Raw genomic sequence first — 24,846 nt, 5'->3', positions numbered from 1 at the left:
CACCGTGGACGGTCTGTTCTGGAACATCCAGCTGGCCAACTACTACGCCGCCCTTGAAACCACGGCGGCGGCGGTGGCCGTGCTGATCCTGATCTCCAGCCTCGATGACCTGTTCATCGATGTCTGGTACTGGGTGCGCGAGGGCTGGCGCGCGCTGACCATCAAGCGTCGCGAAGCGTACCGGCCACTGACCCAGGAAGACCTGATGCAGCGGCCGCAACAGCCGCTGGCGATCATGGTGCCGGCGTGGATGGAGTACGACGTCATCGCACAGATGGTGGAGAACATGATCAACGTGCTCGACTACCGCGAGTACGTCGTGTTCGTCGGCACCTATCCCAACGACCCGCAGACCATCGATGAAGTCGAGCGCATGCGCCGCCGCTACAAGCGCCTGCGCCGCGTGGAGGTGCCGCACGACGGGCCGACCAGCAAGGCCGACTGCCTGAACTGGCTGATCCTGGCGATCTTCGATTATGAGAAGCGCCACGACGTCGAGTTCGCCGGCGTGATCCTGCACGACAGCGAGGACGTGCTGCACCCGATGGAACTGCGCTTCTACAACTACCTGCTGCCGCGCAAGGACATGATCCAGTTGCCGGTCACTTCGCTGGACCGCGAGTGGTACGAACTGGTGGCCGGCGTCTACATGGACGAATTCGCCGAATGGCACGCCAAGGATCTGGTGGTACGCGAGAGCGTGTCCGGCATGGTGCCCTCCGCAGGCGTCGGTACCTGCTTCTCGCGGCGCGCGCTGCTGGCGCTGAGCGCGCAGACCGACAACCAGCCCTTCAACACCGACAGCCTCACCGAGGATTACGACGTTGGTGCGCGACTGGCGGCGATGGGCATGCAGTCGATCTTCGCCCGCTTCCCGGTGCAGTTCCGCGTGCGTCGGCCGTCGTGGTTCGGCTGGGGACCGGTGCGTGAGCGCACTCAACAGATGGCGCTGTGCGTGCGCGAGTACTTCCCCGACAACTTCCGCGCGTCGTACCGGCAGAAGGCGCGCTGGGTGCTGGGCATCGGCCTGCAGAGCTGGGAATCGCTGGGCTGGCGTGGCTCGCTGGCCACCAAGTACCTGCTGGCACGTGACCGCAAGGGCATCATCACCTCGTTCGTCAGCATCATCGCGTACCTCATCTTCCTGCAGCTGCTGCTGTTCTGGCTGTTGAAGATGACCGGGCTGTGGACGATGCAGTTCCCCAGCGTGTTCCAGGCCGGCACCTGGCAGATGAACGTGGCGCTGCTGACCACTGCGGCGTTGGCGACCCGCGTCGTGCAGCGTTTCTACTTCGTCAACCGCCTGTATGGCTGGGAACATGCGCTGATGTCGATCCCACGCATGGTGGTCGGCAACATGATCAATTTCATGGCCACCGCGCGTGCATGGAAAGTGTTCCTGGCCTACCTGCTGTTCGGCAAGCGCATGGTCTGGGACAAGACCATGCACGATTTCCCCGATGCGGCGCAGCTGGTGCAGACCCGCAAGCAGCTGGGTGAACTGCTGAGCACCTGGCAGGCGGTCGAACCCGAACACCTGCAGCAGGCACTGCAACAGCAGCACGAAGGTCGACAGCAACCCCTGGGTCGCATCCTGCTCACCCAGGGCTGGCTGGATGATGAAACCCTGGCCGAGGCCATTGCCTTCCAGGGTGACCTGCAGCGCGCCGTGATCGATGTGGATTACCTGCGTGCCTGCCAGTTCCCGGTCAGTGCCGAAGCCTGCGTGCAATGGCGCATGCTGCCGCTGCCGCCGCGCCAGCAAGGAACGTTGCGGCTGGCCGTAGCCAGTCCGTTGCCCGAAGACGCCTTGGCACTGCTGAAGCAGGAAACCCGCAGCGAGCACATCGAACAGAGCATTGCCCGCGAAAGCGAAATCAACGCCGGTCTGCGCCTGATCGGCGGCGACCAGCACTGGCACCTGGACAACGTGCCCCTGCTGGGCGACCTGTTGGTGGAAATGCGCCTGATCGATCACGCACGCTTCGAGATCGCACTGGACGACTACATGCCGCAGCGCGACGGCCGCATCGGCGATTACCTGGTCAAGCAGGGCATCACCACTGAAGACGCCGTGGCCCAGGCCATGCAGGAGCAGCGCCGGCGAGCGGCCGCGCTGCAGTCGCCGCCTCCCGGAGCCTTGCCGGCATGAAGACCACGCTGCTGTCCACCGTCATTGCCGTGGCACTGGCCACGGCGGCCGCGCCGGTGCTGGCGCAGGCCGATGTGGCACTGCCGCTGTCCGGTGCGGCCTACCGCATCGCCGAGCAGGCGTTTGCCGCCTATGAGCGCGGTGATTACCGTGCGGCCTACCAGCAGTCCAGCGAAGCGATCCGGTTGCGACCGGATGTGGTGCGGCTGCGCCTGCTGCAGATCTATGCGCTGCAGAAGCTTGGTCGTGGCGCAGAAGCGCAGCAGCAGGCGCGCCGTGCGCTGGACGCGGGGATGAAGGATCCGGCCTTGCCGGCGCTGGCGGCGGCCACCGCTGCACGCAGCACCTCCACGGACCGTACCGGCGCGCGTGCTGCATCGCCATCGCGTCCGGTTGGCAGCGCCGCAGACCGCAGCAGGCAGCAGGCCTACGCGCTGGCCACCGAGGCCTACGCCGCCTATGACGGCGGACGCATGGGAGAAGCAGCCAGCAAGGCCGAGCAGGCGTTCCGGCAGCAACCGGAACAGGGCGCATGGGCCCTGCTGTGGGTGGCGGCGCTGGAGGCACAGCAACAGCCCGAACAGGCCGACGCCGCCATCGGCACCGCGCTGCAGTTGGGCGCACCGAATGTCGAAGAACTGCGCGCGCGACGCGTGACACTGAACCGCCAACGCGCGCTGCTGCAGGCCCAGCTGGCCTACCAATCGCTGTCCGCAGGCGAGGATGCTGCCGCAACTGAGCAGGCGCACGCCGCCGTGGAACTGGCACCCGACGTTGCTTCGTACCGGCTGCTGCTGATCACCGCGCAGCTGCAGGGTGGGCAGTTGGTCGACGCCGAGCGTAGGGCCGACCAGGCGCTGAAGATCGACGGCAGCGATCTCAACGCCCGGGTGATGCGCGGCTACCTGCGCCAGCGCCAGGGCAATAGCGTGCTCGCCAATGAGGACTTCGACGCCGCGCTTGCCACGCCGGGATCAACCGCGCAGCAGCGCAACGTGCGACTGCTGGCAGTGGATGCGGCACTGGCCGCAGGTGATCGGGTACGCGCAGCTGCACTGCTGGCACCGTTGCAGGCGGCGGTACCGGCAGGTGAAGGCGATGCACGGTCACGGCAGCTGCTGCAGCAGGGCATCGAGCAACGCAGCCGGGCGATCCGTTCCAGTCGCGACCTTCCCCGCATCAGCGCCGAAGCCTACCCGGCACCGGTCCAGCACTGCCAGTCCGGTGACAGCGGCAACATCTGCGAACTGGTGCCGGCCGACCTGCAGGGCGATGGCGGTGCCGCACAGCGTGCCTACGCTGCCTACGCGCGCCAGGATTACGCCGATGCCATCGGTGAGGCACGGCAGGCCGTGCAGCTCGCACCGGACGACGCGAACCTGCAAGGCCTGCTGACCACCACACTGGCGTCGGGCAACCGTACCCAGCAGGACGAAGCGCGGCAGCGCCTGGATGCGGCGCTGGCACAGCACCCTGATGACGCGGGGGCGCTGATGCAACGCGGCTACCTCAACCAGAAGGCCCATGAACCGGCGCGCGCACTGGCCGACTTCCGTGCCGCCGAGGCCACCGGCAAGGCACCGAAAAGCGTCGTGCTCGACCAGGCCTACGCCAGCGCAGCCAACGGCGACCATCCACAGGCGGTGACGCTGCTGCGTAGCGCCATTGATCGTGCCGATGCCGGTGAGCTGCCACTGGATGAGCGCCAGCGCTACAACGTGCGCAATGCCATCGCCAATTACTCGCGCGAGTGGGGCGTGATCGCCTCGGCGGGTTTCCGTGGTGCGCGCCAGGCGGCGACCAATGTCGGCGGTGCGGCGATCAGCACACCCGGCGATTCGGTGTTCAGCACGCTGGAGGCGTTCTGGCGGCCCCCGGCTTTCAACGACCAGCACGGCACGCTCGAACTCTACGCACGCCTGCTCAACACGCTGTACGACCAGGGCGGCACCTACGAATCGATCCGCGCAGTGGATCCGTGCACCGGCGAATCGACACCGGATGCACGCGCACGCGCCGAACGTCTCAGCCATTCGCGTTCCACCACTGGCTGGCCGTCCACCATCGCCTCGTTCGGCATGCGCTACGCCTTCGGCCAGACCGGCCTGAGCGCCGGCATCGAGCGCCGCCAGTTCCTCGGCAGCGCCACCCGCGCGGGCGATGTCTATCCCGCATCGGCGGCCGTGCAATGCCGCCTGCAGCTGGCGCTGAACCCACCGCTGGAAGCCAGCACGCTGGCCCGCTACCGCTTGGCCAGCGGTTCCGGTGGCTGGATGTCCTACCTGACCTACGGCTATTACCACGGCACCGATCTGCGCACTGATGTGAACCAGTGGTGGATGGTCAGCGGCTATGCGCAGGGGGGCTACAGCTGGGACGACAACAGCGCCAGCTTCACCCTCGATGCACTCGATGCCAATGGCACGCCGGTGCGGCGGATCGGCGATGCCAACGGGCGCCTGCATCGCGAACAGTGGTTCGCTGCCGGTGAACTGCGCGCCGGGCGCAGCTTCCGTTTCGGTGCCGGACAGACGCATTGGGTGATCACACCCTATGTGGTGGTGGGCGCCGATTGGCTGGACCAGCGCTCGCGCGTGCGCGATATCCGTTACCCGTCGTTCCCTGCGCAGTCGTTCGCGCTCAACGATACGCAGCGCAGCTGGTCACTGGGCGCAGGGCCGGGCGTGGGCGTGCGCTACTGGTTCCGCGAGGACCACTACAACACCCCGCGTTCCTACCTGGACCTGACCGTGCAGTACCGCTTCGCCATCGGCGGCGGTGATACGCAGCGCGCCAAGGGCCTGTTCGCCACCGCCATCCTCTACTACTGAGGCAGGCCCCAGCGTCGCCGCAGCGCTGCGGCCTGCGGTGTGTCCTGGGTCAGCCATGGCTCCAGCGCATAGACCAGCACGTGCTGTGCGCCGCTGTTGCGTGCCCATGCCAGCTGCCGCTGGATGCGCGCGGCATCGGCGGTTTCGCCCTTGAATCCGCTGCCGTCGGCAGGGTCGCCGGGCAGTTCGCGGAACAGTTCAACGATCGCATCGAAACCGATGCCATGTGCGTGGAAATGATCGAGCAACGGCTGAAGCTGCTGCACGTTGCCGGCGCCGGCAACCCCCACGCCGTCCTGCACCATCGGCCGCAGCGTGGCCAGTGCCAGCACCGCCTGCCACAGCGTGACCAGGTTGCCATCGGTCTGCAGGCGGCTGAAATAACAGGAGATCGCACAGTCACCGCCGCGCGTGCTGGCGGCCTGCACCAGCCCATGCAGCCACTGCGCCAGCCATTGCTGGCGGGCCGGATCGGCCCAGTGGTACTGCTCCAGTTCGTAGGGCAGGTACCAGCCCCCGAAGGCCGGCTGCTGCGCCCAGGGCGCCTGTGCCAACCAGCTGCGTGCGTGCGCCAGGCTCTCGGCCAGGAAGGCCTGCAGCGTGGCGTCGTCTGCGCCGATCGCCTGCCACCAGCGTTGCTGGAAGGGCAGGCCGACGCGGATGCGGATGTCGTTCTCGCTGGCGGCGGTGAACAGTCGCTGCAGGCTGCCGTCGGGCAGTGACCAGTCGCCGTCGCTGCCACCGACGATGCCGGTCCATTGCAGCACCAGCTGCCGGCAGCCCAGCGTATGTGCCAGCTTCAACGAACGCTGCCAGTCGGCCAGGCCCCACTGCAGGTGGCTGCGCCAGGGCTGCAGGAAGGTGCCATCCACCTGCACCGGCAGCGAGCAGCCGGGCAGGGTGGTCAGCGCACCGGCCAGCGGTGCCAGCACTGCCGCGCGCAGCAGACGCCTGCGCAACGGCGAACACGGATCCGTAGGAAGGTCAGGCCGAACCATGCCCGCATCATCCCAAAGCCCCGTGCGTGGCGGGTGAACCCCGCCCGGTTGTGCCGGCTGCTGGCCGAAGCGTGCCCCGGTAGTGCCGGCCGCTGACCGGCATCGCCTACCGCTTATTCCAGCGCGTAGCGCAGGGTAAACAGCACCGCCACCAGCCACACGGCCGGATGCACTTCGCGCCAGCGCCCGGTACCGGCCTTCAGCGCGGCATAGGCGATGAAGCCGAACGCCAGACCATTGGCAATCGAGTAGGTGAACGGCATCGCCAGCGCACACAGCGCGGCCGGCACCGATTCGGTCAGGTCGCTCCAGTCCACTTCCACCAGCTCACGCAGCATCAGGCCAGCCACGAACAGCAGTGCTGGCGCGGTGGCATAGCCAGGCACCATCGCCGCAAGCGGCGAGAACAGCAGTGCGGCCAGGAACAGCGCTGAGACCACCAGCGCAGTCAGGCCGGTACGGCCGCCCACCTGCACGCCCGAGGCGCTTTCGGCAAAGGCCGTGGTGCTGCTGGTGCCGAGCATCGAACCGGCCACGATCGCGGTGCTGTCGGCCAGCAGCGCGCGGCCGAAACGCTTCTGCGCGCCCGGCAGCTTCAGCAGGCCGGCGCGGCCGACCACGCCATACAGCGTGCCGGTGGCATCGAAGACTTCCACCAGTACGAACACCAGCACCACCTGCAGCAGTACTGCGATCGGTGCGCCGCCGTCATGGTGCAGCAGGCCTGGCAGGTCCAGCTGCAGGAAAGTCGGCGCCAGGCTCGGCGGCAGCGAGACCAGGCCCTGGTACTGCACATCGCCCAATGCCCAGCCCGCACCCGTCACCGCCAGGATGCCGATCAGGATCGCACCGCGAATGCGGCGTGCTTCCAGAATCGCGATCAGCAGGAAGCCGCCCAGTGCCAGCAGCGGCGGCGCCGTATTGAGCGGACCCAGTGCTACAAGCGTGTCTTCATTGCCGACGATCACGCCGGATTTCTGCAGCGCGATGATCGCCAGGAACAGGCCGATGCCAGCCACGATGGCCGAGCGTAGCGACGACGGAATGCCCGACACCAGCCACGCGCGTACACCGGTCAGCGACAGCACCAGGAACACCAGGCCGGAAATGAACACCGCACCCAGCGCCTGCTGCCACGGCAGGCCGGCGGCACCGACCACGGTGAAGGCGAAGAACGCGTTCAGGCCCATGCCCGGTGCCATGCCGACCGGGAAGTTGGCGGCCAGCGCCATCACCGCCGAACCCAGCGCAGCGGCCAGGCAGGTGGCCACGAACACCGCACCTGCGTCCATGCCGGTGGTGCCGAGGATCTCGGGGTTGACGAAGACGATGTAGGACATCGTCAGGAAAGTGGTGACACCGGCCAGCAGCTCGGTACGCACGGTGGTGCCGTGCTGCTGCAGCTGGAACAGGCGTTCGAGCAGGGACATGGGGCTTCTCGCGAAGGTGTCGCCAGCAAGCGGGCGACCCACAGAAGGAGAAAGGCCGCGCGAGCGCGGCCTTTCCTGTTGCCTTACTTCAGCGCCTTGAAGCGCAGGCGCTTCGGCGCAGCGTCGTCGCCCATGCGGCGGCGCTTGTCTTCTTCGTACTCGCGGTAGTTGCCCTGGAAGAACTCCACGTGCGAATCGCCTTCGAACGCCAGGATGTGGGTCGCGATGCGGTCCAGGAACCAGCGGTCATGCGAAATGACGAAGGTGTTGCCCGGGAACTCCAGCAGCGCATCTTCCAGTGCACGCAGGGTTTCGATGTCCAGGTCGTTGGACGGTTCGTCCAGCAGCAGCACGTTGCCACCCTGCAGCAGGGTCTTGGCCATGTGCAGGCGGCCACGCTCACCACCGGACAGCGAACCGACCATCTTCTGCTGGTCCTGGCCCTTGAAGTTGAAGCGGCCGATGTAGGCGCGCGACTGGATCTCGATGCCGTTGATGTTGAGGATGTCCAGGCCGCCAGCGATTTCCTGGAACACGCTGTGGTTGCCTTCCAGCGCGTCACGGCTCTGGTCCACATAGGAAAGCTGCACGGTCGGGCCAACCACGATCTCGCCGGTGTCCGGCTTTTCCTGGCCGGTGATCATCTTGAACAGGGTCGACTTACCGGCACCGTTCGGGCCGATGATGCCGACGATGGCGCCACCGGGCACCAGGAAGTTCAGGTTGTCGAACAGCAGGCGGTCGCCGAACTTCTTGGAGACGTTCTTGAACTCCATCACCGCGTTGCCCAGGCGCTCGCCCGGCGGGATGAAGATTTCATTGGTCTCGTTGCGCTTCTGGTAATCGACCGACTGCAGCTCTTCCAGGCGGGCCAGACGGGCCTTGCCCTTGGTGCGGCCACCCTTGGCGTTCTGGCGCGACCACTCCAGTTCCTTCTGGATTGCCTTCTGGCGAGCCTTTTCCTGGTTGTCTTCCTGCTTCAGGCGCTCATCCTTCTGGGTCAGCCAGTCGGTGTAGTTGCCCTTCCACGGAATGCCGCGGCCGCGGTCCAGTTCCAGGATCCACTCGGCGGCGTTGTCCAGGAAGTAGCGATCATGGGTGACCGCCACGACGGTACCGGTGTAGCGCGCCAGGAACTGTTCCAGCCATTCCACCGACTCGGCGTCGAGGTGGTTGGTCGGTTCGTCGAGCAGCAGCATGTCCGGCTTCTGCAGCAGCAGGCGGCACAGTGCGACGCGGCGCTTCTCACCACCGGAGAGCTTGCCGACAACGGCGTCCCACGGCGGCAGGCGCAGCGCATCGGCGGCCACGTCCAGCTGGTTTTCCAGGGTGTGCGCATCGCCAGCGGCAAGGATCGCCTCCAGGCGCTCCTGTTCCTTGGCCAGCGCGTCGAAATCGGCGCCTTCCTCGGCATAGGCGGCATACACCGCATCCAGCGCAGCCTGGGCCTGCAGCACTTCGCCTACGCCTTCTTCCACCGCTTCACGCACGGTCTTGGTCGGGTCCAGCTCCGGTTCCTGCGCCAGGTAACCGACCTTGATGCCGGCCTGCGGGCGGGCTTCGCCCTCGAAATCGGTGTCCACGCCGGCCATGATCTTCAGCACGGTGGACTTGCCGGCGCCGTTCAGGCCCAGCAGGCCGATCTTCGCGCCCGGGAAGAAGGACAGCGAGATGTCCTTGATGATCTGCCGCTTCGGCGGGACCACCTTGGACACGCGGTTCATGGTGTAGATGTATTGCGAGGACATGAGGTCTCCGTAGGCGCGGCCCTGCGCCCGACCCGTCACGGGAACATCCCGTTGCGGCAGCGGGCACAGACTGAAAAGGAATACCGCCAATTATAGCCGGAACCGGTTCCGGGCCGCGCCTGGGCGGGGCCGCCGGCTGGCTACGGCCTGAATACTCCGTCACAGTCCCGCAGCGGGAAGCGTTTCCAGCCGGAAACGGTTCAGATCCGGTGCGCAATATGGGCTCACCACCCACCCAAGCAGAGGTCTGACATGCGCATCAATCGAGTAATGGCCGGCGCCGTGGCCTCTGTGCTGGCGCTCGGCGCGGTGGCGCCGGCCTTCGCCGACAACGACCATCGCCGCGACCATGACCGCCGCGAGTGGCGGGAGGATCGCCGCGAGTGGCGCCAGGACCGCCGTGACTGGGAGCGCGACCGCCGCGAGGCCCGGCGCGACTATCGCGAGGATCGCCGTGACTGGCATCGCGACCACGACCGCTACTACCGCCCGGCGCCGCCGCGCGTGGTCTACCGTCCGGCCTATGGCCCGGGCTACGGCTGGAAGGTCGGGCATCGCTACCGCGACTACTACCGCGGACCGGTGTATGTGGTGAACGACTACCCGCGCTACCAGCTGCGGCGCCCGCCGTATGGCCACCAGTGGATCCGCGATGACCGCGGCAACATGCTGCTGGTTGCCATCGCTACCGGTGTGATCGCTCAGTACGTGCTCAACAGCCGCTGAGTTGGCGGCCACATCCACGCATGGCGTGGATCTACCGGTACGCCGGGGCAGCGCAATCGAAACCATACGGAGCCGGATTCCTTCGGGGATGCCGGCCCCGTCCGTTTCGGCCCCAGCAGCCCGGCGCGGGGCTACAATCAAGGGCTGAGTCGTACCCCTTTTCCCTGCCTGCTGGAGTACCCGATGTTCCCGCGTGACGTCCGCATCGAATCCTACGATCCCGAACTGGCCAAGGCCATCGCCGCTGAAACCCAGCGCCAGGAAGACCACGTCGAGCTGATTGCCAGCGAGAACTACACCAGCCCGGCGGTGATGGAAGCCCAGGGCAGCCAGCTGACCAACAAGTACGCCGAAGGCTACCCGGGCAAGCGCTACTACGGTGGCTGCGAGTACGTGGATATCGCCGAACAGCTGGCCATCGACCGCCTGAAGACCCTGTTCGGTGCGGACTACGCCAACGTGCAGCCGCACAGTGGTTCGCAGGCCAACCAGGCCGTCTACTTCGCGCTGCTGCAGCCGGGTGACACCATCCTGGGCATGAGCCTGGCCCACGGTGGCCACCTCACCCACGGTGCCAAGGTGAATGCCTCGGGCAAGCTGTTCAACGCCGTGCAGTACGGTGTGAACGATCAGGGCCTGATCGATTACGACGAAGTCGAGCGTCTGGCCCTGGAACACAAGCCGAAGATGGTCGTGGCCGGTTTTTCGGCCTATTCGCAGGTGATCGACTGGGCGCGCTTCCGCGCCATCGCCGACAAGGTCGGTGCGTACCTGTTTGTGGACATGGCGCACGTTGCCGGTCTGGTGGCAGCAGGCGTCTACCCCAGCCCGCTGGAACACGCCCACGTGGTCACCTCCACCACCCACAAGACCCTGCGCGGCCCGCGCGGCGGCATCATCGTTGCCAAGGGCGCGGCTGAAGACCTGGTCAAGAAGCTGCAGTCCATCGTGTTCCCGGGCATCCAGGGCGGTCCGCTGATGCACGTCATCGCCGGCAAGGCCGTGGCCTTCAAGGAAGCGCTGGAACCGGGCTTCAAGGCCTACCAGCAGCAGGTGGTGAAGAACGCCCAGGCGATGGCCAACACGCTGATCGCACGCGGTTACAAGATCGTCTCCGGCGGCACCCAGAACCACCTGATGCTGGTCGACATGATCGGCAAGGACGTGTCCGGCAAGGACGCGGAAGCCGCGCTGGGCAAGGCCCACATCACCGTCAACAAGAACTCGGTGCCGAACGACCCGCGTTCGCCGTTCGTGACCTCGGGCCTGCGCCTGGGTACCCCGGCGGTGACCACCCGCGGTTACGTCGAACAGGACTGCGTGGATCTGGCCAACTGGATCGCCGATGTGCTCGACGCGCCGAGCGATGACGCCGTCATCGCCCGCGTGCGCGATGCCGTCAGCGCGCAGTGCCGCAAGTACCCGGTCTACGGCTGATCGACGCAGGGGTCGGATCCGTTCCCGCAGGGAAGGGCTCTGACCCCGGCATTGGAGCAACCGCGCATGGATGAGCGCCACCTCAAGTACCTGTACACCGCGCTGGCGGTGCTGTTTGGCCTGCCCAGCCTGGCGATGGGCGGCGCGGCGGCGACGATGCTGCTGCTGATGGGGCTGGGCCAGTTCGGTCATGGCACGCTGGCCTCGATGACGGTGATGCCGCTGTGGGGCCTGGCCGGCATTGCCGGCTGCCTGGCTTGGTTGTGGCTCAGCGCGGGTTTTCTGCTGCAGGGGCGTGCCGGGCTGCACGTGCACCGCCTCTGGTGGTGGATGCTGCTGGCGGGCGGTCTCGCCGCCTTGCCCCCGCTGGGGCTGGCGCTGTGGTGGGGCATCGCCGTGAACGGCGAAGGCATCGGCTTGTTGCTGTTGGGCCCGTCGATGATGGTGCCGGCTGCGATGCTGGTGTGGATCAAACGCCGCGCATGACGTGGCCCATGGAAGGAAATCGAACGCATGGATGAGCGTCTGCACAAACGCTGGATGGCGATCGCCGGCCTGCTGGTGGGCCTGCCCACCGTGGCGGCAGGTGGCACGGGTGCCGTACTCGGGCTGATGGTCGTATGGGACGGCAAGTATCTGACGGGCGACGAGCACAGGCTGTTGCTGCTGTGGTCGTCGGCCGGAATCATCGGCCTGCTGTCGTGGTTGTGGCTGAGCGGCCTGTTCCTGTGGCGTGGTGTTACCGGCCTGCGCCAATCACCGGTTGTCGCCTGGGTGGGCCTGGCGCTGGGGGGGCTGGCCGCGTTGGGCGTGGTTGCCGCCACGCTGTACTTCACCTTCAAGCGCGGGGAGATCTCGACATTGGCCTTCCTTGGCTTTGGCCCGCCACTGCTGGTGATGGCAGGGCATCTGGTGTGGCTGCGCTGGGCACGCGCGGCCTCGGCGCCGCCGGCACCCGGTTGAGCGCACAGCCCTGACCGCGCCGGAGGCTCTGTTCGGCCAAAATGCAGGCACTTCCGCGCACACAGCATTTGCTGCATTGCCCCTTCTCAGGTACCTTTGCGACGCTGCCATGACCGTGGCAATTAGGTCTTCCCTGAGCCAGGCGTTCCATGCATTGCCCCTTCTGCCAACATGCCGATACCCGGGTCATCGACTCGCGCGTCTCTGAAGACGGCGCGACGATCCGTCGTCGGCGTGAATGCGAAGCCTGCGGCGAGCGCTTCAGTACCATGGAAACGGTTGAGCTGAAGCTGCCGGCCATCGTCAAGAGCGATGGCACCCGCGAGGCGTTCGACCAGCGCAAGGTGCGCGCTGGCTTCGACCGCGCGCTGCAGAAGCGTGCGGTGGCCGAAGACAAGATCGAAGCGGCGGTACGCGCCGTGGTCCACCAACTGCGCATCAGCGGCGAGCGCGAAGTGCCCTCCATCAAGGTCGGCGAGTTCGTCATGAACGAACTGCGCAAGCTCGACCATGTCGGCTATGTGCGCTTCGCTTCGGTCTACCGCAGCTTCGAGGACGTGGCCGATTTCCGCGAGGAGATCGAGAAGCTTGAACGCGACCTGCCCTCAAGCACCGAACAGCTGCAGCTGCTGGGCGATGTGATTGCCCTGAGCAAGAAGAAGAAGGGCTGACGGCCTCTGCCTTGGTGGGTGCCAACCTTGGTTGGCACAGCGGCGCCCATCCACGCATGGCGTGGATCTACTTTGCTTCGGTGGGTGCCAACCTTGGTTGGCACTGATGGCATGGATCAACACCGGCGGCGTTACCATGGCCGCATGACCACCCCGTTCTCCGTCCTCGACCACCTGCACATGGCCAACGCGCTGCGCTTGGCCGAGCGCGCCGCCTATACCACCCGTCCCAACCCGATGGTCGGCTGCGTGATCGCCCATGGCGAACGCGTGGTCGGGCAGGGCTGGCACCAGCGCGCCGGTGGACCGCACGCCGAAGTGTTCGCGCTGCGCGAGGCCGGAAGCGAGGCGCACGGTGCCACCGCCTACGTCACGCTGGAACCCTGCGCACACTACGGTCGTACGCCACCGTGTGCGCTGGCACTGATCGAAGCGGGCGTGTCGCGCGTGGTTGCCGCGATGCGCGATCCGTTCCCGAAGGTCGATGGCGGTGGCTTTGACCTGCTGCGCAATGCCGGCATCGAGGTCGCCGAAGGACTGATGGCGATACAGGCGCGTGAGCTCAACAAGGGTTTCCTGTCGCGTGTGGAGCGCAACCGACCGTGGCTGCGGGTGAAGCTGGCCGCCAGCCTTGATGGCCGTACCGCGATGGCCGATGGCAGCTCGAAGTGGATCACCGAGCCGGCCGCGCGCGAAGACGTGCAGCACTGGCGGGCACGCGCCGGTGCGATCCTGACCGGCGCCGATACCGTGCTGGCCGACGACCCGATGCTGACCGTGCGCCTGGCTGATACCGAGGTGATGCCGCCACTGCGCGTGGTGCTCGATTCGCGCCTGCGTTCGCTCGAATGCAGCCGCGTGCGCGAGGGCGGGGCACCGACGCTGTACCTGCACGCTGCGGCGGTGAGCGCACCGGATGCGGCCGACGCAGAATTTGCCAGCGTGCCCAGCGCAGAGGGGCGGTTGGATCTGGGCGCGGTGCTGGCGCTGCTGGCCGAGCGCGGCATCAATGAAGTGCACACCGAAGCCGGCGCGACGCTGGCCGGTGCGCTGCTGCGCGGTGGCTGGGTGGACGAACTGCTGCTGTACCAGGCCCCCACGCTGCTGGGCGACAACGGACGCCCACTGCTGGCCGGTCTCGGCATCGATGCCATGGACCAGCAGCGTCGCCTGCGTGTGGTTGACCAGCGCCAGGTCGGCGACGACCTGCGGTTGCTGCTGCGGCCGTGAGGGAATGACGCAGAGCAGGCGCTACGCCCTTGGCGTCAAGGCCTCTTCGTCGTCTTCTTCGTCGCCGACGGGGCACTGGCCCTTCCACTGCTGCTTCCACAGCACATGCAGGTTGCGGCAGTACGCGCCCAGCGCCTTGCCCGGCAGTTGCCTCGCCTTCAACCGCAGCTGGTGCCGCGTGAAACCGTCGTCGTACTCATGGGGCAGTACCAGCACGGCACACTGATCGTGGTACATCAGGAAGGCGTGGCAGTCGTCGTCTTCGCTCATCCACGCATCCAGATGCCTGTCGCTCAGCTGGGTTGACTCGAAGGCGACCGAGGGTTGGACGACGAAAATCCTGGTGGCTTTGAACCTGGACGCTTCGGCCTGCCAGCACACCATCAGCGCCAGCACTATGATCACGGTCGACGTCATACGGTGTTTCATGCGGTTACCCCGGTGGAAGAGGGCAACAGCATTGACCATGCAGGCCGTGCAGGGCCATGCAACGGTTCTGAAAGTGCAGTCGCATGTATATGAGCCATGCGCCATGCGCCATGCGCCATGCGCCTGCCAGGCTGGCACGCGCATCTCAGGCGTGTCAGGTATGACCGTGCTTCGAGCCATCATCGCGCATGTGATCCTCCTTCGTCGGTAGAGGTTGCGGTGGACGAGCTGCCTGCCTCAGCCTCAATCAGGCGGTCCCAGTCCTGGACAGGCATCAGTCGCACCACCAGCTCGGCGCCGAGAAACCTCAGGTCAGAACTTGCCCACGGCCCGCCGCTGCCGGCTCGGAAGAATCTCGCCTTCCCTTCATATGTCAGATCCGGTGCATCGCGCAGGACGGCCGCGTAGCGATCGAGGAGCCCGTTAATCCGCGCTGGGGTGGCTGTACCTGTCCGAAGCTGCACATGATGTTCGCGGTAATCCTCAAAGTACGCTGAAACATCCGGAATCACACATCGATACTCCACAGTGCCCGGGTAGTAAACGTCGGCTTCGTCGGTGCTTACGTGGGCTGCTTGGCAGTGGACGGCCTTCAGCCTGGTCCGGACGATGGCGGCCGTCTGTTCGCCGAAGCTGGCTATGAACTGCCGAAAGGCGTAGATGTCATCGGCCATGCCGGGCACGGCGGGGAAAACGTCTGGATCGGCCATGCGCAGGCTGTTGGTCAATGTTGTTCTGGCCTGCGTGTCGTTCTGGGTGATGACCTGCATGTAGGCGTCGAACGTATCTTGCAGCGACATTGCTTCGGATGCTGCGGCAGGGGCTGCAAAGGGACCGCCCAGCAGCAGGGCAAGAACTGGCTTCAACATGGCAGGGAAGTGCGCGATAGGATGAATCTGGCAACATCCTGCCAGTTGTCCTCCATGTCCATACAACGAGTCCGAAATCCGATTTGCGGAGATGGTTTCGATGCCGCTGGGCGGAATGTTCCGCCAAGCAGCGGAGAATCGACGAGGTGCTGAGTGGTAGGGTTGATGCGTCGCGCAGCTACACGGCTGTTCGGGAAATCGTCATGTTGTCGTGCTCCGGTGACCCGATCATCTGGAACTGACCGGCGCGCGCTCGCCACTCTGCAGTGCAGGATGGAGCCCAGTTGATTTCAATCGCCATCACACAGCTCGTCTTCCTGCGGCAACAGTGGTTCATCGAACCACAGTGCGGTCGGCATCAGTCGCGACAGAATGGCCTGGTACAACTGCTGCATGCGCTCGGCATGCGCGAACGCATGGCGTGCCTGATACCCGCCGACTACCGGTGTGCAATGCGGTACGGCCGGCGCCTCGCGGAGTAGTGTGGCCCAGTGCTGGAACAGCGCATCGATACGCGCTTGGCGCTCGATTTCCGGCGCGGCGCGCATCGCCAGATAGGCCTGACGCAGCGGCTCTACGTCCGGATGCTGGCACACCAGCGTGTACATGCCGATCTCCGGCGAGCCCAATGGCACGAACTCCCGAGCAGCACAGGTGACCCTCGGCAGCCGCAAAGCCAGTGCCTCGGCAAAGGCTGCAGTGGCGTCGGGCGAGGGCGCTGCGAAGTCCTGGCGTGACAACCACGCCGGAACGTCTTCGATGATGGGGCGCCAGTCCATGGCTTCGCCAGGGTCGAGGCCCTCGCCCAGTGCCCGCAGCAACTGCCGCGCTTCGGCATCGTTCTGCAGCGGCACCCGCGCCTGCAGCGTGTACTCGGCCTGCGGCGAGAGATCGGCAGGCACACCTTCGCCTTCAATGCGCTCATCCCATGCCTGCATCGGCATCAACAGCCTGCGGATGTCGGCATCGAAATACAGCATCTCAATGCTGTCCCATGGTCCGTCGCCGTTCCTGATGAAGCGCATGCTTCCTTCATGCAGCCCATCGGGCGCACTACGCAGCGCCGTCGCGTACGCCGTACGGAAGGACGCGTCATCCATCGGGTCGCCCTTTCCGACCTTCATCCGTTCTCGGCTCCCACGATAGGCCTCGAAGTGCCCGGACATGTCTGGCAGCACGCACCGATAGGTCACGGCGCCAAAGCTGAGTGTTCCGATCTCTTCAACATCGCTGCCGGTTGCCCGGCAGTGAATGGTCTTCCGGCGTACCTGCAGGGCGTCGGCAATCGCCTCGCCGTGTACCTCCGCCAGGTTCTGGAAGGCGCGGCCCTCGACCTTCAGTTCGATGTCGGCCGGCGCCGGCGTGGCGGCGGTCTGCAGGCTGCTGCGAAGCCGCTCCTTGGCGTGCGCATCGTCCTGGAACCTGGCTTGCGCATACGCATCGAAGGTTGCTTCCAGCGAAAGCGCGGCAGGTTCAGCGGCTATTGCCCAGAGCGGCAGGCCCAGCAGCAGAATCACCAGATGCCGGATCGTGAGGGATCCCGACATCAGTCCGTCTTCTCTCTGTTCCACAGCTCCCGGTTGCGCTCATGGACGATCTGGCAGTCGCGCGTCGCCTCCGCGTCGCTCATTCCCTCCACACGCTTGAGCAGATTGCGTTGCAGTACGCCGTTGCCCAGGAAGGGACTCTGGGGATGATGCCGGGCAAAGAACCTCAGCTGGGCGGCCATCATCAGGTCGCAGGTGGGTACGCCGGTAACCACAGGCACGGCTTCCGCTTCGATCCGCGTATTCCATGCGTCGAAGGGCAGTACCTGTTGCAGCAGCGCCGTACCGAGCAGCGGCAAGTCGAGAGCCATCCAGTGGCCGCCGCCTGCGGACTGCAGGAACACAGTGCTGCTCTCATATGAATGATCCGGCGCTTCGCGCAGGGCATTGGCGAATGCCGCGAAGAGCGCCTTGGCGTGTTCGGGATCATCGCCGACGTCGGCGCGTCGCTTCTGCGCGTCCCGGTAGGTCGGAAAGAAGCCCGAGAGATCGGGGAAAGCACACCGATACGCCACGGTCGCCTGCGACGTTGAATGCACCGTCTCCTGGGTGATGTCGGTGATGGTGCAGGACATGGCCTTCTGCCGCATCTCCAGAGCGCTGGCAACCGGTTCCATCGCGGTACCGTTGAAGGCGGCCTTGGGCAGCTGAAGCGCATCGATGGCGTTGACGGTCACCTCAACGCTGTCGCTGTTCGCATATGCACGCAGATGGTGGCGCAGCTTTTCCTTCGACGGGGTGTCGCCGTGAACGATGACCTGCACATAGGTCTCGAAGGTCTCTTCCAGTGAGAGCGCTGCAGGGGGTGCGGCGGCAGCGGTGAGCGGGGCTCCCAGCAGCAGGATGGCGATGGATTTCAGCATGGCGGCACAGGGGCAGTCCGGGAGGGCCCTGAGGATCAGGGGCACCTCATGCAGGGGTCCATGCAACTTGTCTGAAAATGTGTGGCGTTGGGAAAGGCGCGCGCCTGACCCGGTGGCATAGGCTCACGCGAATCTGTCGGTCCGCATCATCGGTGTCATGGCTCGCGGAACCGGACCGAGGAGGCCATGACGTCAACCGCGTCTTCCACTTCTTTGGAACTGTCTGCCGGCAGGATGGCAACCAAACGGACGAAACGCTCATCCGGCCACAGGGCGAGATAGTGGCGGTAGTGGCGTCCGTCGGGTGTTGCTCCATCAACCCGGTGCCCGGCGATACCGCCGAACGGCACGTTCTCCCTTGAGGTGATCGTTCCGCCCTGAATCCTGACGGTCCCTGCAATCAACTGATCGGACACCTTCTCTGGATCGTCAGAGGCAAACGGGAGAGAAAGCTGGGACGCGACAATTACCAGGGGCTGCAGACCATCGGGATCAGTGTCCAGTTCACCGGCCGTAAGTGCCATGGCTGACCCGGACAGGGTGTCCAGCAGGCGGAAAGGGGACACCGGCTCGACGCTGAAAGGCATCGCGGCGATCTTCTGCTCAAGCGTGGCCTGCGGACGCAATGTTACGGTCGCCAAGGCCTGCATCGCCTGCCTGTGCGTCAGTGCATGGTCACGCGGGGCTTGAACTGTGATCATGACGGTGGGGGAGCCTCTGAAAAGCGCCATCCACTTTTCGAAGGTGTAACCGTGCGCGACCTGGCTGCCGATGACCACAGGGATCGTCCGCCCCTCGACGCTGAGCGACTCCAGACGATCGACCTGTACGCCCTGGCTGGCGAAGCGGCTACGCGCAGCGGGCTCATCCACGAACAGTCCGCTGACTGTGCGGCTGGCCTCGGCGGGCAGCTCGGCGACCAGGATGCTGGCACGGCCGTCATCACTGACAAACCCGGAGAAGTTGGGGGCGGGGGCGAACCCGGGTGGTGGCGACAGGCTGACGACGGAGCCGGGTACGGCCATTGACGGCTGTGACGCCTGTGAGCAACCTGCGAGCAGCAAGGCCTGCAGGAGAAGCAGAGTCGCGCGCACGAGACTGCGGAAGTGGGTGAGCATCTGGAATGCCTCTTATTCTGTCCGGACTTGATGAGTGTCTTTCTCTGCTTCAATGCGCTCGTCCCAAGCGGAAAACGGCATCAGCTCCTTCAGTAGATTCAAGCCGAGGAACAGCATGTCTGCACTGCTCCATGGACCATTGTTGCCAAGACGCGAGAACTCCGCCCTCGCTGTGTACGTGGTGTCAGGCGCGTCGCGCAGGGTTGCCGCATAGATGCCAAGGAACGTTCTGAAAGCATCGCCATCAGGGTCCCCGGCACGTGAGCGCGCCAGATTCTCCCGATAGGCGTCAAAGGCGCCAGATACATCGGGAAGCGCGCACTGGTAGTCCACAACGCCACGACGGGCGGAACTGTCCTCCTCGATTCTGACCGCACGGCAGTGAATGGTTTCCCGGCGCGCGTTGATCGCACTGGCGGTGGATTCTTCGAAACCAGCGGCAAGATTTCCGAATGCATAGAGTGCGTCAGCGACGTCTCCGATGTCCGGATAGCCGTCCGGGTCTGCCGTGCGCAGGCTGTTACGCAGCGCCGTCTTGGCATCCTCGTCATTCTGGGTGATGACGCGCGCATAGGCAGCGAAGGTGTCTTCCATTGAAAGCGCTGCAGCATTGGCGGCCAGCGGCGCGAATAGCAGCACGGCGGACAAGGGTCTCAACATGGCGTGGACGGAAGCGGGAGAAGTCCCTGAGGATCAGGGGCGCTCCATGCATTGGTCCATGCAACTTGTCTGAAAGTTACGGATTGCTCTCGTGGCAACAACGTCGGGGAAATTTGAAACTTTCTTCATAGCCGCCTTCGTGACGCGAATGCACAGTGCTGGGTTTCCCAGAGCGGTGATCATCGTGGCGCAGTCCTTCCGGATCCGTATGCTTCCAGCGCTCCTTGCGCTTGGGATGGTTGTTTCGCCTGCCGCCTTCGCAGATGGCGATGAACCCGATGCCGTGCGTACCGTCACAAGCGCGCAGGCATTGCAGGACCTGGCCGCCGTCATCGAGTGCCGGGCTCCCACCTCGGTACGTGAGCCGCTGTCGCGAAATGTGTGGGATGTCGTGCTGGGTAATGGCAAGCGTGCAAAGCCGCCATTCGATGCGTGGATCGTTGTCAAACAGCCCAATTCGTATCTGCATGAGGTCGAGCTGCCCAATCCGATCACTGTATTCGGCTACCCGACCCAGCGCATCGCAGTGCTTTCGGGAGGGACGATGGCCATTCTTGATGATGTCTCCTTTGAGACGATATCCAAGCAGCTGGATATGAGGCCGCTACATGCAACCGCCGCCCCTCACATCCATGTGCGGAACCTGTCCTTGCGCAATGTCAGCGAAATCGGCTTTTCGGTTCGTTCACTTACGGCGTCGCGCGTCTCTACCCACCCCGACTCTGTGCTGGTGGGGTGCGAGGAGCGCTACGACACGCGGATGGAGCAGTTGCGCAGGCGCGGCAAGGAACCTGACGTGGTGTTCGCGCCGGGTGTGGATATCGCCACTGAGCTCGATGACGTGCTGAGCTGCAGCGCCGACGCACTGCGCAATTACACGGCCGATTGGGCGCTGGGCATGTCGGCGTACACCACTGATGCGCGTTTCAAAGGTTGGAAGGATGGGGAGGACGACGAGGGTTATCGCTGGTGGACCCCGCCGGCGCCGGTCATGATCGCCGGCAGGCCCGTCTCGCGCTTGGTCCAGGTGGGTCAGACCTTGTACGCAGAGCTGGACGGGGATATCGCCGAAACGCTGGCCGAAGAATGGCTTCTGCCACCCTACGATGGCTGGAGCGACACTGCTTTCGTAGGCTTCTATGATACCGACACGGCGGCAGATGGCTGGCTGGAAGATCGCGCGCGCATCGTGCGTGCGTGGGCGCCCGGCAAGACCCTGCACGGTTGTGAGTACCAGCAGAATCGTCCGGAATTCGGTGAACATCCGGACGACCATGACAAAGGATGACGGCCGCGTGGTGTCGCCGGGCATGGCCCGGCGCTACCGCTTACCGGCTCACGCGCACGCGTCGGTCCACATCATCTCGGCGATCGGGCGCAGTGCCTTGCACTCCTGCGTCATCTCATCGGCCGACTTGACCTGCGCCTTGACCTTCAGTTCTTCGGCCATCGCATCCACGCCGCTGATCTGGTCCGGTGCGATCTTCGCCACGCAGCTGCGGTGCTGCTGCAGCAACAGGTCGCATCCCGGCACGCCGGTCACCTTCGGTGCGTTGACTGCCTGCGCGTCCTGCATCCAGTCCTCGAATGGCGCCAGTGCACCGGCCACGGTGCCGATCAGATCATCGAAATTGCCGCTGTACCAGTAGCCGTTGTCTTTGGCCGGGTACAGGGTGAAGGTGCCGCTGACCGGCACGCGCACGCCGCTCTGCAGCGCCTGGGTGTAGGCGTCGGTGAACTGCTTGCGCGACGCCGGGCTGGCATTGTCGGCCAGGCTGGCGGCGAACAACGGGCGGACCTTGCCCAGGTCGGGCACCCGACAGCTGAAGGTGATGCGTGCCAGCTTCTGGTCTTCGACGTATTCGTTGTCCTCGATCACGCTCTTGCTGGCGCGGCACTTCGAATCACGCAGGGCCTTGGCATACAGCGCTTCGGTGGCCGCAGCGTCGACCTTGGCGCCGGTGCTGGCCAGTACGGTCTGCCAGGGTTCGGCCAATGCCTTGGCCAGCGCACCCGGGGTCGGAGTCACCGCGTCCTGGCCCTCGAACGCCGGCTTCAATGCGTCGTTGAGGGCGCGGGTGGCGGCAGCGTCGTCCTCCAGCAGGGCCCGTGCATACAGGTCGAAGGCCTGCTCGGGCGTCAGTTGGGCCGGTGCGGCCGAGACGAAAAGAGGGGCACACAGCAGCGTGGTGGCCAGCAGGGTGCGGATCGGGGTCTTCATGACGGTGTTCCTGTTCCAGAGGCGGGCAAGCCTAGCGCACTTGCCATCACATTCGATGGCGCGCCACAGCCAGGCGCGTTGCACGCGACGGCCAACAAAAAACGGGCCCCTTGCGGGGCCCGTTCGATCGCACGACGAGGATCGGGCAATCAGAAGCTGGCGCGGACGCCGGCAGAGTACTGGGTGACATCGCGGTAGCCGGAGATCTCGCCCACCAGACCCCAGGTCTTGGTGAAGTTGATCTGGCCGCCGATGGTGCCGACCCAGGTGCCCTTGAAGTTGTTGCCGCCGTCCATGTAACCGGCCTTCACCCAACCTTCGGTCATGCGCGACGGCTTGCCACGGATGCCCATGGTGACGCGGCCCAGGTTGGTGTGATCCTTCTGGCTGAAACGCAGGCCGTCGTAGCGGACGGTGGCTTCGGCGTTCTGGCGCACCCACGCGGCATCGGCGGTGAAGTCCAGGCGGTCGGTCCACGGCATGTGGTAGCCGATGCCGAGCTCCGGCTGGTTCAGTTCCAGCTTCAGCGAATCATTGCCGTAGTGATTGGTCTTGCTGGTACGCGACCAGCCGCCGAACACGTAGACCTGTTCGGCCACGGCCACCGAGCCACGCAGGTAGCCACCGTCGACCTTCGGGTCGTCCAGTGCGTTGTCGTCAACCTTGACCTGGGTCCAGCCGCCTTCAACGTAGGTGTAGCTCAGGGCGTCGGCCGAAGCCGAGAACGGGGCGGCGGCCAGCAGGGCGGCCACGATCAGGATCTTGCGCATGGGAATTCCTGTGAATTTCAGTCCTTTGGCGGGCCAGCCCTCTCGGCTGCCCGTGGCGACCTCATGTCGTCCGGGGCAGGATTTTAATGAAAGTTTTACAAATTGCGAGCGACGGCCGTCACAGCTGTGGCATCCGACCCCGTTCAGCCCGGGCTGGTACACTAGCCATGCCGGTTCGCCGGTACACAAACGTCTTCAGGGCGGGGTGCAATTCCCCACCGGCGGTAGGTGCGCAAGCACGAGCCCGCGAGCGCTCCGGCCCACGGCCGGGGGTCAGCAGATCCGGTCCAATGCCGGAGCCGACGGTCATAGTCCGGATGAAAGAAGACGGTGCCACAGGGCTCATGCCCTGCGTGCGCCTGTTTGCCTTGCGGCGTTTTTCGCTCACTTTTCGCGGAGAACGTTACTTGTTTACTGGAATCATCGAAGGCGTCGGCCGTCTGGCCGCACGCGAATCCATCGGCGGCGATGTCCGCTTCACCTTCAATGTCGGGAATCTGCCGTTCGACAACGTGCAGATGGGCGAGAGCATTGCCATCAACGGCGTCTGCCTCACCGTCATCGCATTCGACGCGGCCAGCTTCCAGGCCGATGCCTCCACCGAGACGCTGGGCCTGACCACGCTGGGCCAGCTGGGCGAAGGCGCCGTCATCAACCTGGAGCGCGCAATGCGCCCGACCGACCGCCTCGGCGGCCATCTGGTCAGCGGCCACGTCGACGGCCTCGGCCAGGTGCTGTCCATCCACGAAGACGCGCGTGCCCAGCGCTGGCGTTTCGCCGCGCCGGCCTCGCTGCGCCGCTACATCGCCAAGAAGGGCTCGATCTGCGTGGACGGCGTCAGCCTCACCGTCAACGAAGTGGACGATGAAGGTTTTGAAGTCGCCCTGATCCCGCACACGGTGGCCAACACCGCCTTCTCCGCCGCAGGCGTGGGCAGCGCGGTCAATCTTGAAATCGATCTGGTCGCCCGCTATGTGGAGCGCCTGATCAGTGTGCCGGCCAACGGTCTGCACCCACAGGGAGATGCCGCATGAATTTCGCCCCGATTCCGGAAATCCTGGAAGACATCCGCCTGGGCCGAATGGTCGTCATCGTCGATGACGAAGACCGCGAGAACGAAGGCGACCTGATCATGGCCGCCGAGCTGGTCAAGGCCAGCGACATCAACTTCATGGTCACCCACGGCCGTGGCTTGGTGTGCCTGCCGCTCACCCGCACCCGCGCCGCCGATCTGGGCCTGGCGCCGATGGTGCAGGCCAATACCGCGCAGTTCCAGACCAACTTCACTGTCAGCATCGAAGCAGCGGAAGGTGTGACCACCGGTATTTCCGCCCACGACCGCGCACACACCATCCGCACCGCGGTGAAGCCGAACGCCAAGCCGTCGGACCTGCACCAGCCGGGCCACATCTTCCCGCTGATCGCCCAGCCGGGCGGCGTGCTGACCCGTGCCGGCCACACCGAAGCCGGCGTGGACCTGGCCATGCTGGCCGGGCTGGAACCGGCCGGCGTGCTGGTGGAGATCCTGAACCCGGATGGCAGCATGGCGCGCCGCCCGGAGCTGGAAGTGTTCGCCCGCGAGCACGGCCTGAAGATGGGCTCCATCGCCGACCTGATCGCCTACCGCCTGGCCACCGAAAAGACCGTCGAGCGCGTGGACGAGCGCGACATCGACACCGAGTTCGGCCCGTTCAAGCTGGTGACCTACCGCGACCGCATCGCCCACGACCTGCATTTCGCCCTGGTGCGTGGCACCCCGGATGCGGACACCCCCACCCTGGTGCGCGTGCAGGTGGAAAACCCGCTGGCCGACCTGTTGCACTGGCGCCGCGATGATTTCGGCGTGGCGGCCACCGACGCTCTGCGTGCGATCGATGCCAAGGGCAGCGGCGTGATGGTGGTGCTGTCGGCCCCGCGCGATGGCGAAGCCCTGCTGGCCCGTCTGCGCCAGCAGCCGGCGCCGGTGGTGCCGGGCAAGGACAAGGATGTGGGCCAGTGGCGCCGCAACGGCGCCGGCGCGCAGATCCTGTCCGATCTGGGCCTGGGCAAGCTGCGCGTGCTGGGCACCCCCCGCCGCCAGGTCGGCCTGGCCGGGTACGGCCTGGAAGTGGTGGAGACGGTGGGCTGCTGAGGCCCGCGCCCCGGCCATCAGGCCCCTGTAGAGCCGAGCCATGCTCGGCTTG

General features: G+C 65.5%; 22 protein-coding genes and 1 riboswitch. Of the genes, 11 read left to right on the top strand and 11 right to left on the bottom strand.

Features of this window, described 5'->3' with window-relative positions; translation table 11 throughout:
* Positions 1 to 4: 4 nt before the first annotated feature.
* On the top strand, positions 5 to 2,152 hold the full coding sequence (locus ABR323_RS02385) for a glycosyl transferase family protein (RefSeq protein WP_439448058.1): 2,148 nt from the start codon (positions 5 to 7) through the stop codon (positions 2,150 to 2,152).
* A complete protein-coding gene (locus tag ABR323_RS02380; protein ID WP_439448057.1) occupies positions 2,149 to 4,983 on the top strand; it encodes an NfrA family protein in 2,835 nt (944 codons plus the stop codon). The genes ABR323_RS02385 and ABR323_RS02380 overlap by 4 nt, the downstream gene beginning before the upstream one ends.
* On the opposite strand, the gene ABR323_RS02375 is transcribed toward ABR323_RS02380, so the two are convergent.
* The 3 genes from ABR323_RS02375 to ettA form a co-directional block, all read right to left on the bottom strand.
* Positions 4,977 to 5,942 carry a DUF4434 domain-containing protein gene (locus ABR323_RS02375; protein ID WP_439448056.1) on the bottom strand — a complete coding sequence of 322 codons (966 nt, stop codon included), beginning with the start codon at positions 5,940 to 5,942 and terminating at the stop codon, positions 4,977 to 4,979. The two genes, ABR323_RS02380 and ABR323_RS02375, sit on opposite strands and share 7 nt — an antisense overlap.
* A 152-nt stretch (positions 5,943 to 6,094) precedes the next feature.
* Positions 6,095 to 7,411 carry an NCS2 family permease gene (locus tag ABR323_RS02370; RefSeq protein WP_439448055.1) on the bottom strand — a complete coding sequence of 439 codons (1,317 nt, stop codon included), beginning with the start codon at positions 7,409 to 7,411 and terminating at the stop codon, positions 6,095 to 6,097.
* 83 nt (positions 7,412 to 7,494) lie between these two features.
* Positions 7,495 to 9,159, bottom strand: coding sequence for an energy-dependent translational throttle protein EttA (gene ettA, locus ABR323_RS02365; protein WP_135272279.1), 1,665 nt, complete (start codon positions 9,157 to 9,159; stop codon positions 7,495 to 7,497).
* Positions 9,160 to 9,411: 252 nt separating this feature from the next.
* Between ettA and ABR323_RS02360 the strand changes: the two genes are divergently transcribed.
* The 6 genes from ABR323_RS02360 (at position 9,412) to ribD (ending at position 14,186) form a co-directional block, all read left to right on the top strand.
* Positions 9,412 to 9,885: an RcnB family protein gene (locus tag ABR323_RS02360; protein ID WP_135272280.1), complete on the top strand. Its 474-nt coding sequence runs from the start codon at positions 9,412 to 9,414 to the stop codon at positions 9,883 to 9,885.
* 183 nt (positions 9,886 to 10,068) lie between these two features.
* Complete coding sequence (gene glyA, locus ABR323_RS02355; RefSeq protein ID WP_439448054.1) at positions 10,069 to 11,322, top strand: serine hydroxymethyltransferase; 1,254 nt, start codon at positions 10,069 to 10,071, stop codon at positions 11,320 to 11,322.
* 66 nt (positions 11,323 to 11,388) lie between these two features.
* Entirely contained in the window at positions 11,389 to 11,808 is a 420-nt protein-coding gene (locus ABR323_RS02350; RefSeq protein ID WP_439448053.1) for a hypothetical protein, read from the top strand.
* A 27-nt stretch (positions 11,809 to 11,835) separates the two neighbouring features.
* The gene (locus ABR323_RS02345) at positions 11,836 to 12,285 is read left to right on the top strand and encodes a hypothetical protein (protein ID WP_439448052.1); all 450 of its coding nucleotides are present in this window, start codon (positions 11,836 to 11,838) and stop codon (positions 12,283 to 12,285) included.
* Between the two features lie 149 nt (positions 12,286 to 12,434).
* A complete protein-coding gene (gene nrdR / locus ABR323_RS02340; RefSeq protein WP_135272284.1) occupies positions 12,435 to 12,956 on the top strand; it encodes a transcriptional regulator NrdR in 522 nt (173 codons plus the stop codon).
* Positions 12,957 to 13,100: 144 nt separating this feature from the next.
* On the top strand, positions 13,101 to 14,186 hold the full coding sequence (gene ribD, locus ABR323_RS02335; RefSeq protein WP_439448051.1) for a bifunctional diaminohydroxyphosphoribosylaminopyrimidine deaminase/5-amino-6-(5-phosphoribosylamino)uracil reductase RibD: 1,086 nt from the start codon (positions 13,101 to 13,103) through the stop codon (positions 14,184 to 14,186).
* 21 nt (positions 14,187 to 14,207) lie between these two features.
* On the opposite strand, the gene ABR323_RS02330 is transcribed toward ribD, so the two are convergent.
* From ABR323_RS02330 to ABR323_RS02305, 6 genes are all read right to left on the bottom strand, one after another.
* Positions 14,208 to 14,603, bottom strand: coding sequence for a hypothetical protein (locus tag ABR323_RS02330; protein WP_439448050.1), 396 nt, complete (start codon positions 14,601 to 14,603; stop codon positions 14,208 to 14,210).
* A 191-nt stretch (positions 14,604 to 14,794) separates the two neighbouring features.
* Positions 14,795 to 15,484 carry a hypothetical protein gene (locus ABR323_RS02325; RefSeq protein WP_439448049.1) on the bottom strand — a complete coding sequence of 230 codons (690 nt, stop codon included), beginning with the start codon at positions 15,482 to 15,484 and terminating at the stop codon, positions 14,795 to 14,797.
* A 290-nt stretch (positions 15,485 to 15,774) separates the two neighbouring features.
* A complete protein-coding gene (locus tag ABR323_RS02320; RefSeq protein WP_439448048.1) occupies positions 15,775 to 17,031 on the bottom strand; it encodes a hypothetical protein in 1,257 nt (418 codons plus the stop codon).
* Entirely contained in the window at positions 17,031 to 17,894 is an 864-nt protein-coding gene (locus ABR323_RS02315) for a hypothetical protein (RefSeq protein ID WP_439448047.1), read from the bottom strand. The genes ABR323_RS02320 and ABR323_RS02315 overlap by 1 nt, the downstream gene beginning before the upstream one ends.
* 155 nt (positions 17,895 to 18,049) lie before the next feature.
* Complete coding sequence (locus ABR323_RS02310) at positions 18,050 to 19,012, bottom strand: hypothetical protein (RefSeq protein WP_439448046.1); 963 nt, start codon at positions 19,010 to 19,012, stop codon at positions 18,050 to 18,052.
* 12 nt (positions 19,013 to 19,024) lie between these two features.
* Positions 19,025 to 19,660: a hypothetical protein gene (locus ABR323_RS02305; RefSeq protein WP_439448045.1), complete on the bottom strand. Its 636-nt coding sequence runs from the start codon at positions 19,658 to 19,660 to the stop codon at positions 19,025 to 19,027.
* A gap of 103 nt (positions 19,661 to 19,763) precedes the next feature.
* On the opposite strand from ABR323_RS02305, the gene ABR323_RS02300 reads away from it, so the two are divergent.
* Entirely contained in the window at positions 19,764 to 20,960 is a 1,197-nt protein-coding gene (locus ABR323_RS02300; RefSeq protein WP_439448044.1) for a hypothetical protein, read from the top strand.
* 48 nt (positions 20,961 to 21,008) lie between these two features.
* On the opposite strand, the gene ABR323_RS02295 is transcribed toward ABR323_RS02300, so the two are convergent.
* On the bottom strand, positions 21,009 to 21,893 hold the full coding sequence (locus ABR323_RS02295; RefSeq protein WP_439448043.1) for a hypothetical protein: 885 nt from the start codon (positions 21,891 to 21,893) through the stop codon (positions 21,009 to 21,011).
* Between the two features lie 149 nt (positions 21,894 to 22,042).
* Positions 22,043 to 22,663, bottom strand: a complete 621-nt coding sequence (locus ABR323_RS02290; RefSeq protein ID WP_439448042.1) for a hypothetical protein — start codon at positions 22,661 to 22,663, stop codon at positions 22,043 to 22,045.
* 187 nt (positions 22,664 to 22,850) lie between these two features.
* Positions 22,851 to 22,996: riboswitch (FMN riboswitch) on the top strand.
* Between the two features lie 74 nt (positions 22,997 to 23,070).
* Between ABR323_RS02290 and ABR323_RS02285 the strand changes: the two genes are divergently transcribed.
* A complete protein-coding gene (locus ABR323_RS02285) occupies positions 23,071 to 23,697 on the top strand; it encodes a riboflavin synthase (protein ID WP_439448041.1) in 627 nt (208 codons plus the stop codon).
* On the top strand, positions 23,694 to 24,794 hold the full coding sequence (ribB, locus tag ABR323_RS02280; protein ID WP_439448040.1) for a 3,4-dihydroxy-2-butanone-4-phosphate synthase: 1,101 nt from the start codon (positions 23,694 to 23,696) through the stop codon (positions 24,792 to 24,794). Before ABR323_RS02285 ends, ribB begins: the two co-directional genes overlap by 4 nt.
* The last annotated feature ends 52 nt before the right edge of the window (positions 24,795 to 24,846 follow it).

It is taken from the genome of Stenotrophomonas sp. ATs4, from assembly GCF_051861585.1.
Lineage (GTDB): Bacteria > Pseudomonadota > Gammaproteobacteria > Xanthomonadales > Xanthomonadaceae > Stenotrophomonas > Stenotrophomonas maltophilia_AS.
This window is presented reverse-complemented; position numbering and strand designations above follow the sequence as displayed.

What these genes read in the sequence shown, in the direction of transcription:
- glyA (WP_439448054.1), top strand. Translation starts at nt 10,069, where the DNA reads ATGTTCCCGCGTGACGTCCGCATCGAATCCTACGATCCCGAACTGGCC.
- ABR323_RS02345 (WP_439448052.1), top strand. Translation starts at nt 11,836, where the DNA reads ATGGATGAGCGTCTGCACAAACGCTGGATGGCGATCGCCGGCCTGCTG.
- ettA (WP_135272279.1), bottom strand. Translation starts at nt 9,159, where the DNA reads ATGTCCTCGCAATACATCTACACCATGAACCGCGTGTCCAAGGTGGTC.
- ABR323_RS02380 (WP_439448057.1), top strand. Translation starts at nt 2,149, where the DNA reads ATGAAGACCACGCTGCTGTCCACCGTCATTGCCGTGGCACTGGCCACG.
- ABR323_RS02315 (WP_439448047.1), bottom strand. Translation starts at nt 17,894, where the DNA reads ATGCTGAAATCCATCGCCATCCTGCTGCTGGGAGCCCCGCTCACCGCT.
- ABR323_RS02360 (WP_135272280.1), top strand. Translation starts at nt 9,412, where the DNA reads ATGCGCATCAATCGAGTAATGGCCGGCGCCGTGGCCTCTGTGCTGGCG.
- ribD (WP_439448051.1), top strand. Translation starts at nt 13,101, where the DNA reads ATGACCACCCCGTTCTCCGTCCTCGACCACCTGCACATGGCCAACGCG.
- ABR323_RS02320 (WP_439448048.1), bottom strand. Translation starts at nt 17,031, where the DNA reads ATGTCGGGATCCCTCACGATCCGGCATCTGGTGATTCTGCTGCTGGGC.
- ABR323_RS02350 (WP_439448053.1), top strand. Translation starts at nt 11,389, where the DNA reads ATGGATGAGCGCCACCTCAAGTACCTGTACACCGCGCTGGCGGTGCTG.
- ABR323_RS02325 (WP_439448049.1), bottom strand. Translation starts at nt 15,484, where the DNA reads ATGTTGAAGCCAGTTCTTGCCCTGCTGCTGGGCGGTCCCTTTGCAGCC.
- nrdR (WP_135272284.1), top strand. Translation starts at nt 12,435, where the DNA reads ATGCATTGCCCCTTCTGCCAACATGCCGATACCCGGGTCATCGACTCG.
- ABR323_RS02330 (WP_439448050.1), bottom strand. Translation starts at nt 14,603, where the DNA reads ATGACGTCGACCGTGATCATAGTGCTGGCGCTGATGGTGTGCTGGCAG.
- ABR323_RS02295 (WP_439448043.1), bottom strand. Translation starts at nt 21,893, where the DNA reads ATGAAGACCCCGATCCGCACCCTGCTGGCCACCACGCTGCTGTGTGCC.
- ABR323_RS02310 (WP_439448046.1), bottom strand. Translation starts at nt 19,012, where the DNA reads ATGCTCACCCACTTCCGCAGTCTCGTGCGCGCGACTCTGCTTCTCCTG.
- ribB (WP_439448040.1), top strand. Translation starts at nt 23,694, where the DNA reads ATGAATTTCGCCCCGATTCCGGAAATCCTGGAAGACATCCGCCTGGGC.
- ABR323_RS02290 (WP_439448042.1), bottom strand. Translation starts at nt 22,663, where the DNA reads ATGCGCAAGATCCTGATCGTGGCCGCCCTGCTGGCCGCCGCCCCGTTC.
- ABR323_RS02370 (WP_439448055.1), bottom strand. Translation starts at nt 7,411, where the DNA reads ATGTCCCTGCTCGAACGCCTGTTCCAGCTGCAGCAGCACGGCACCACC.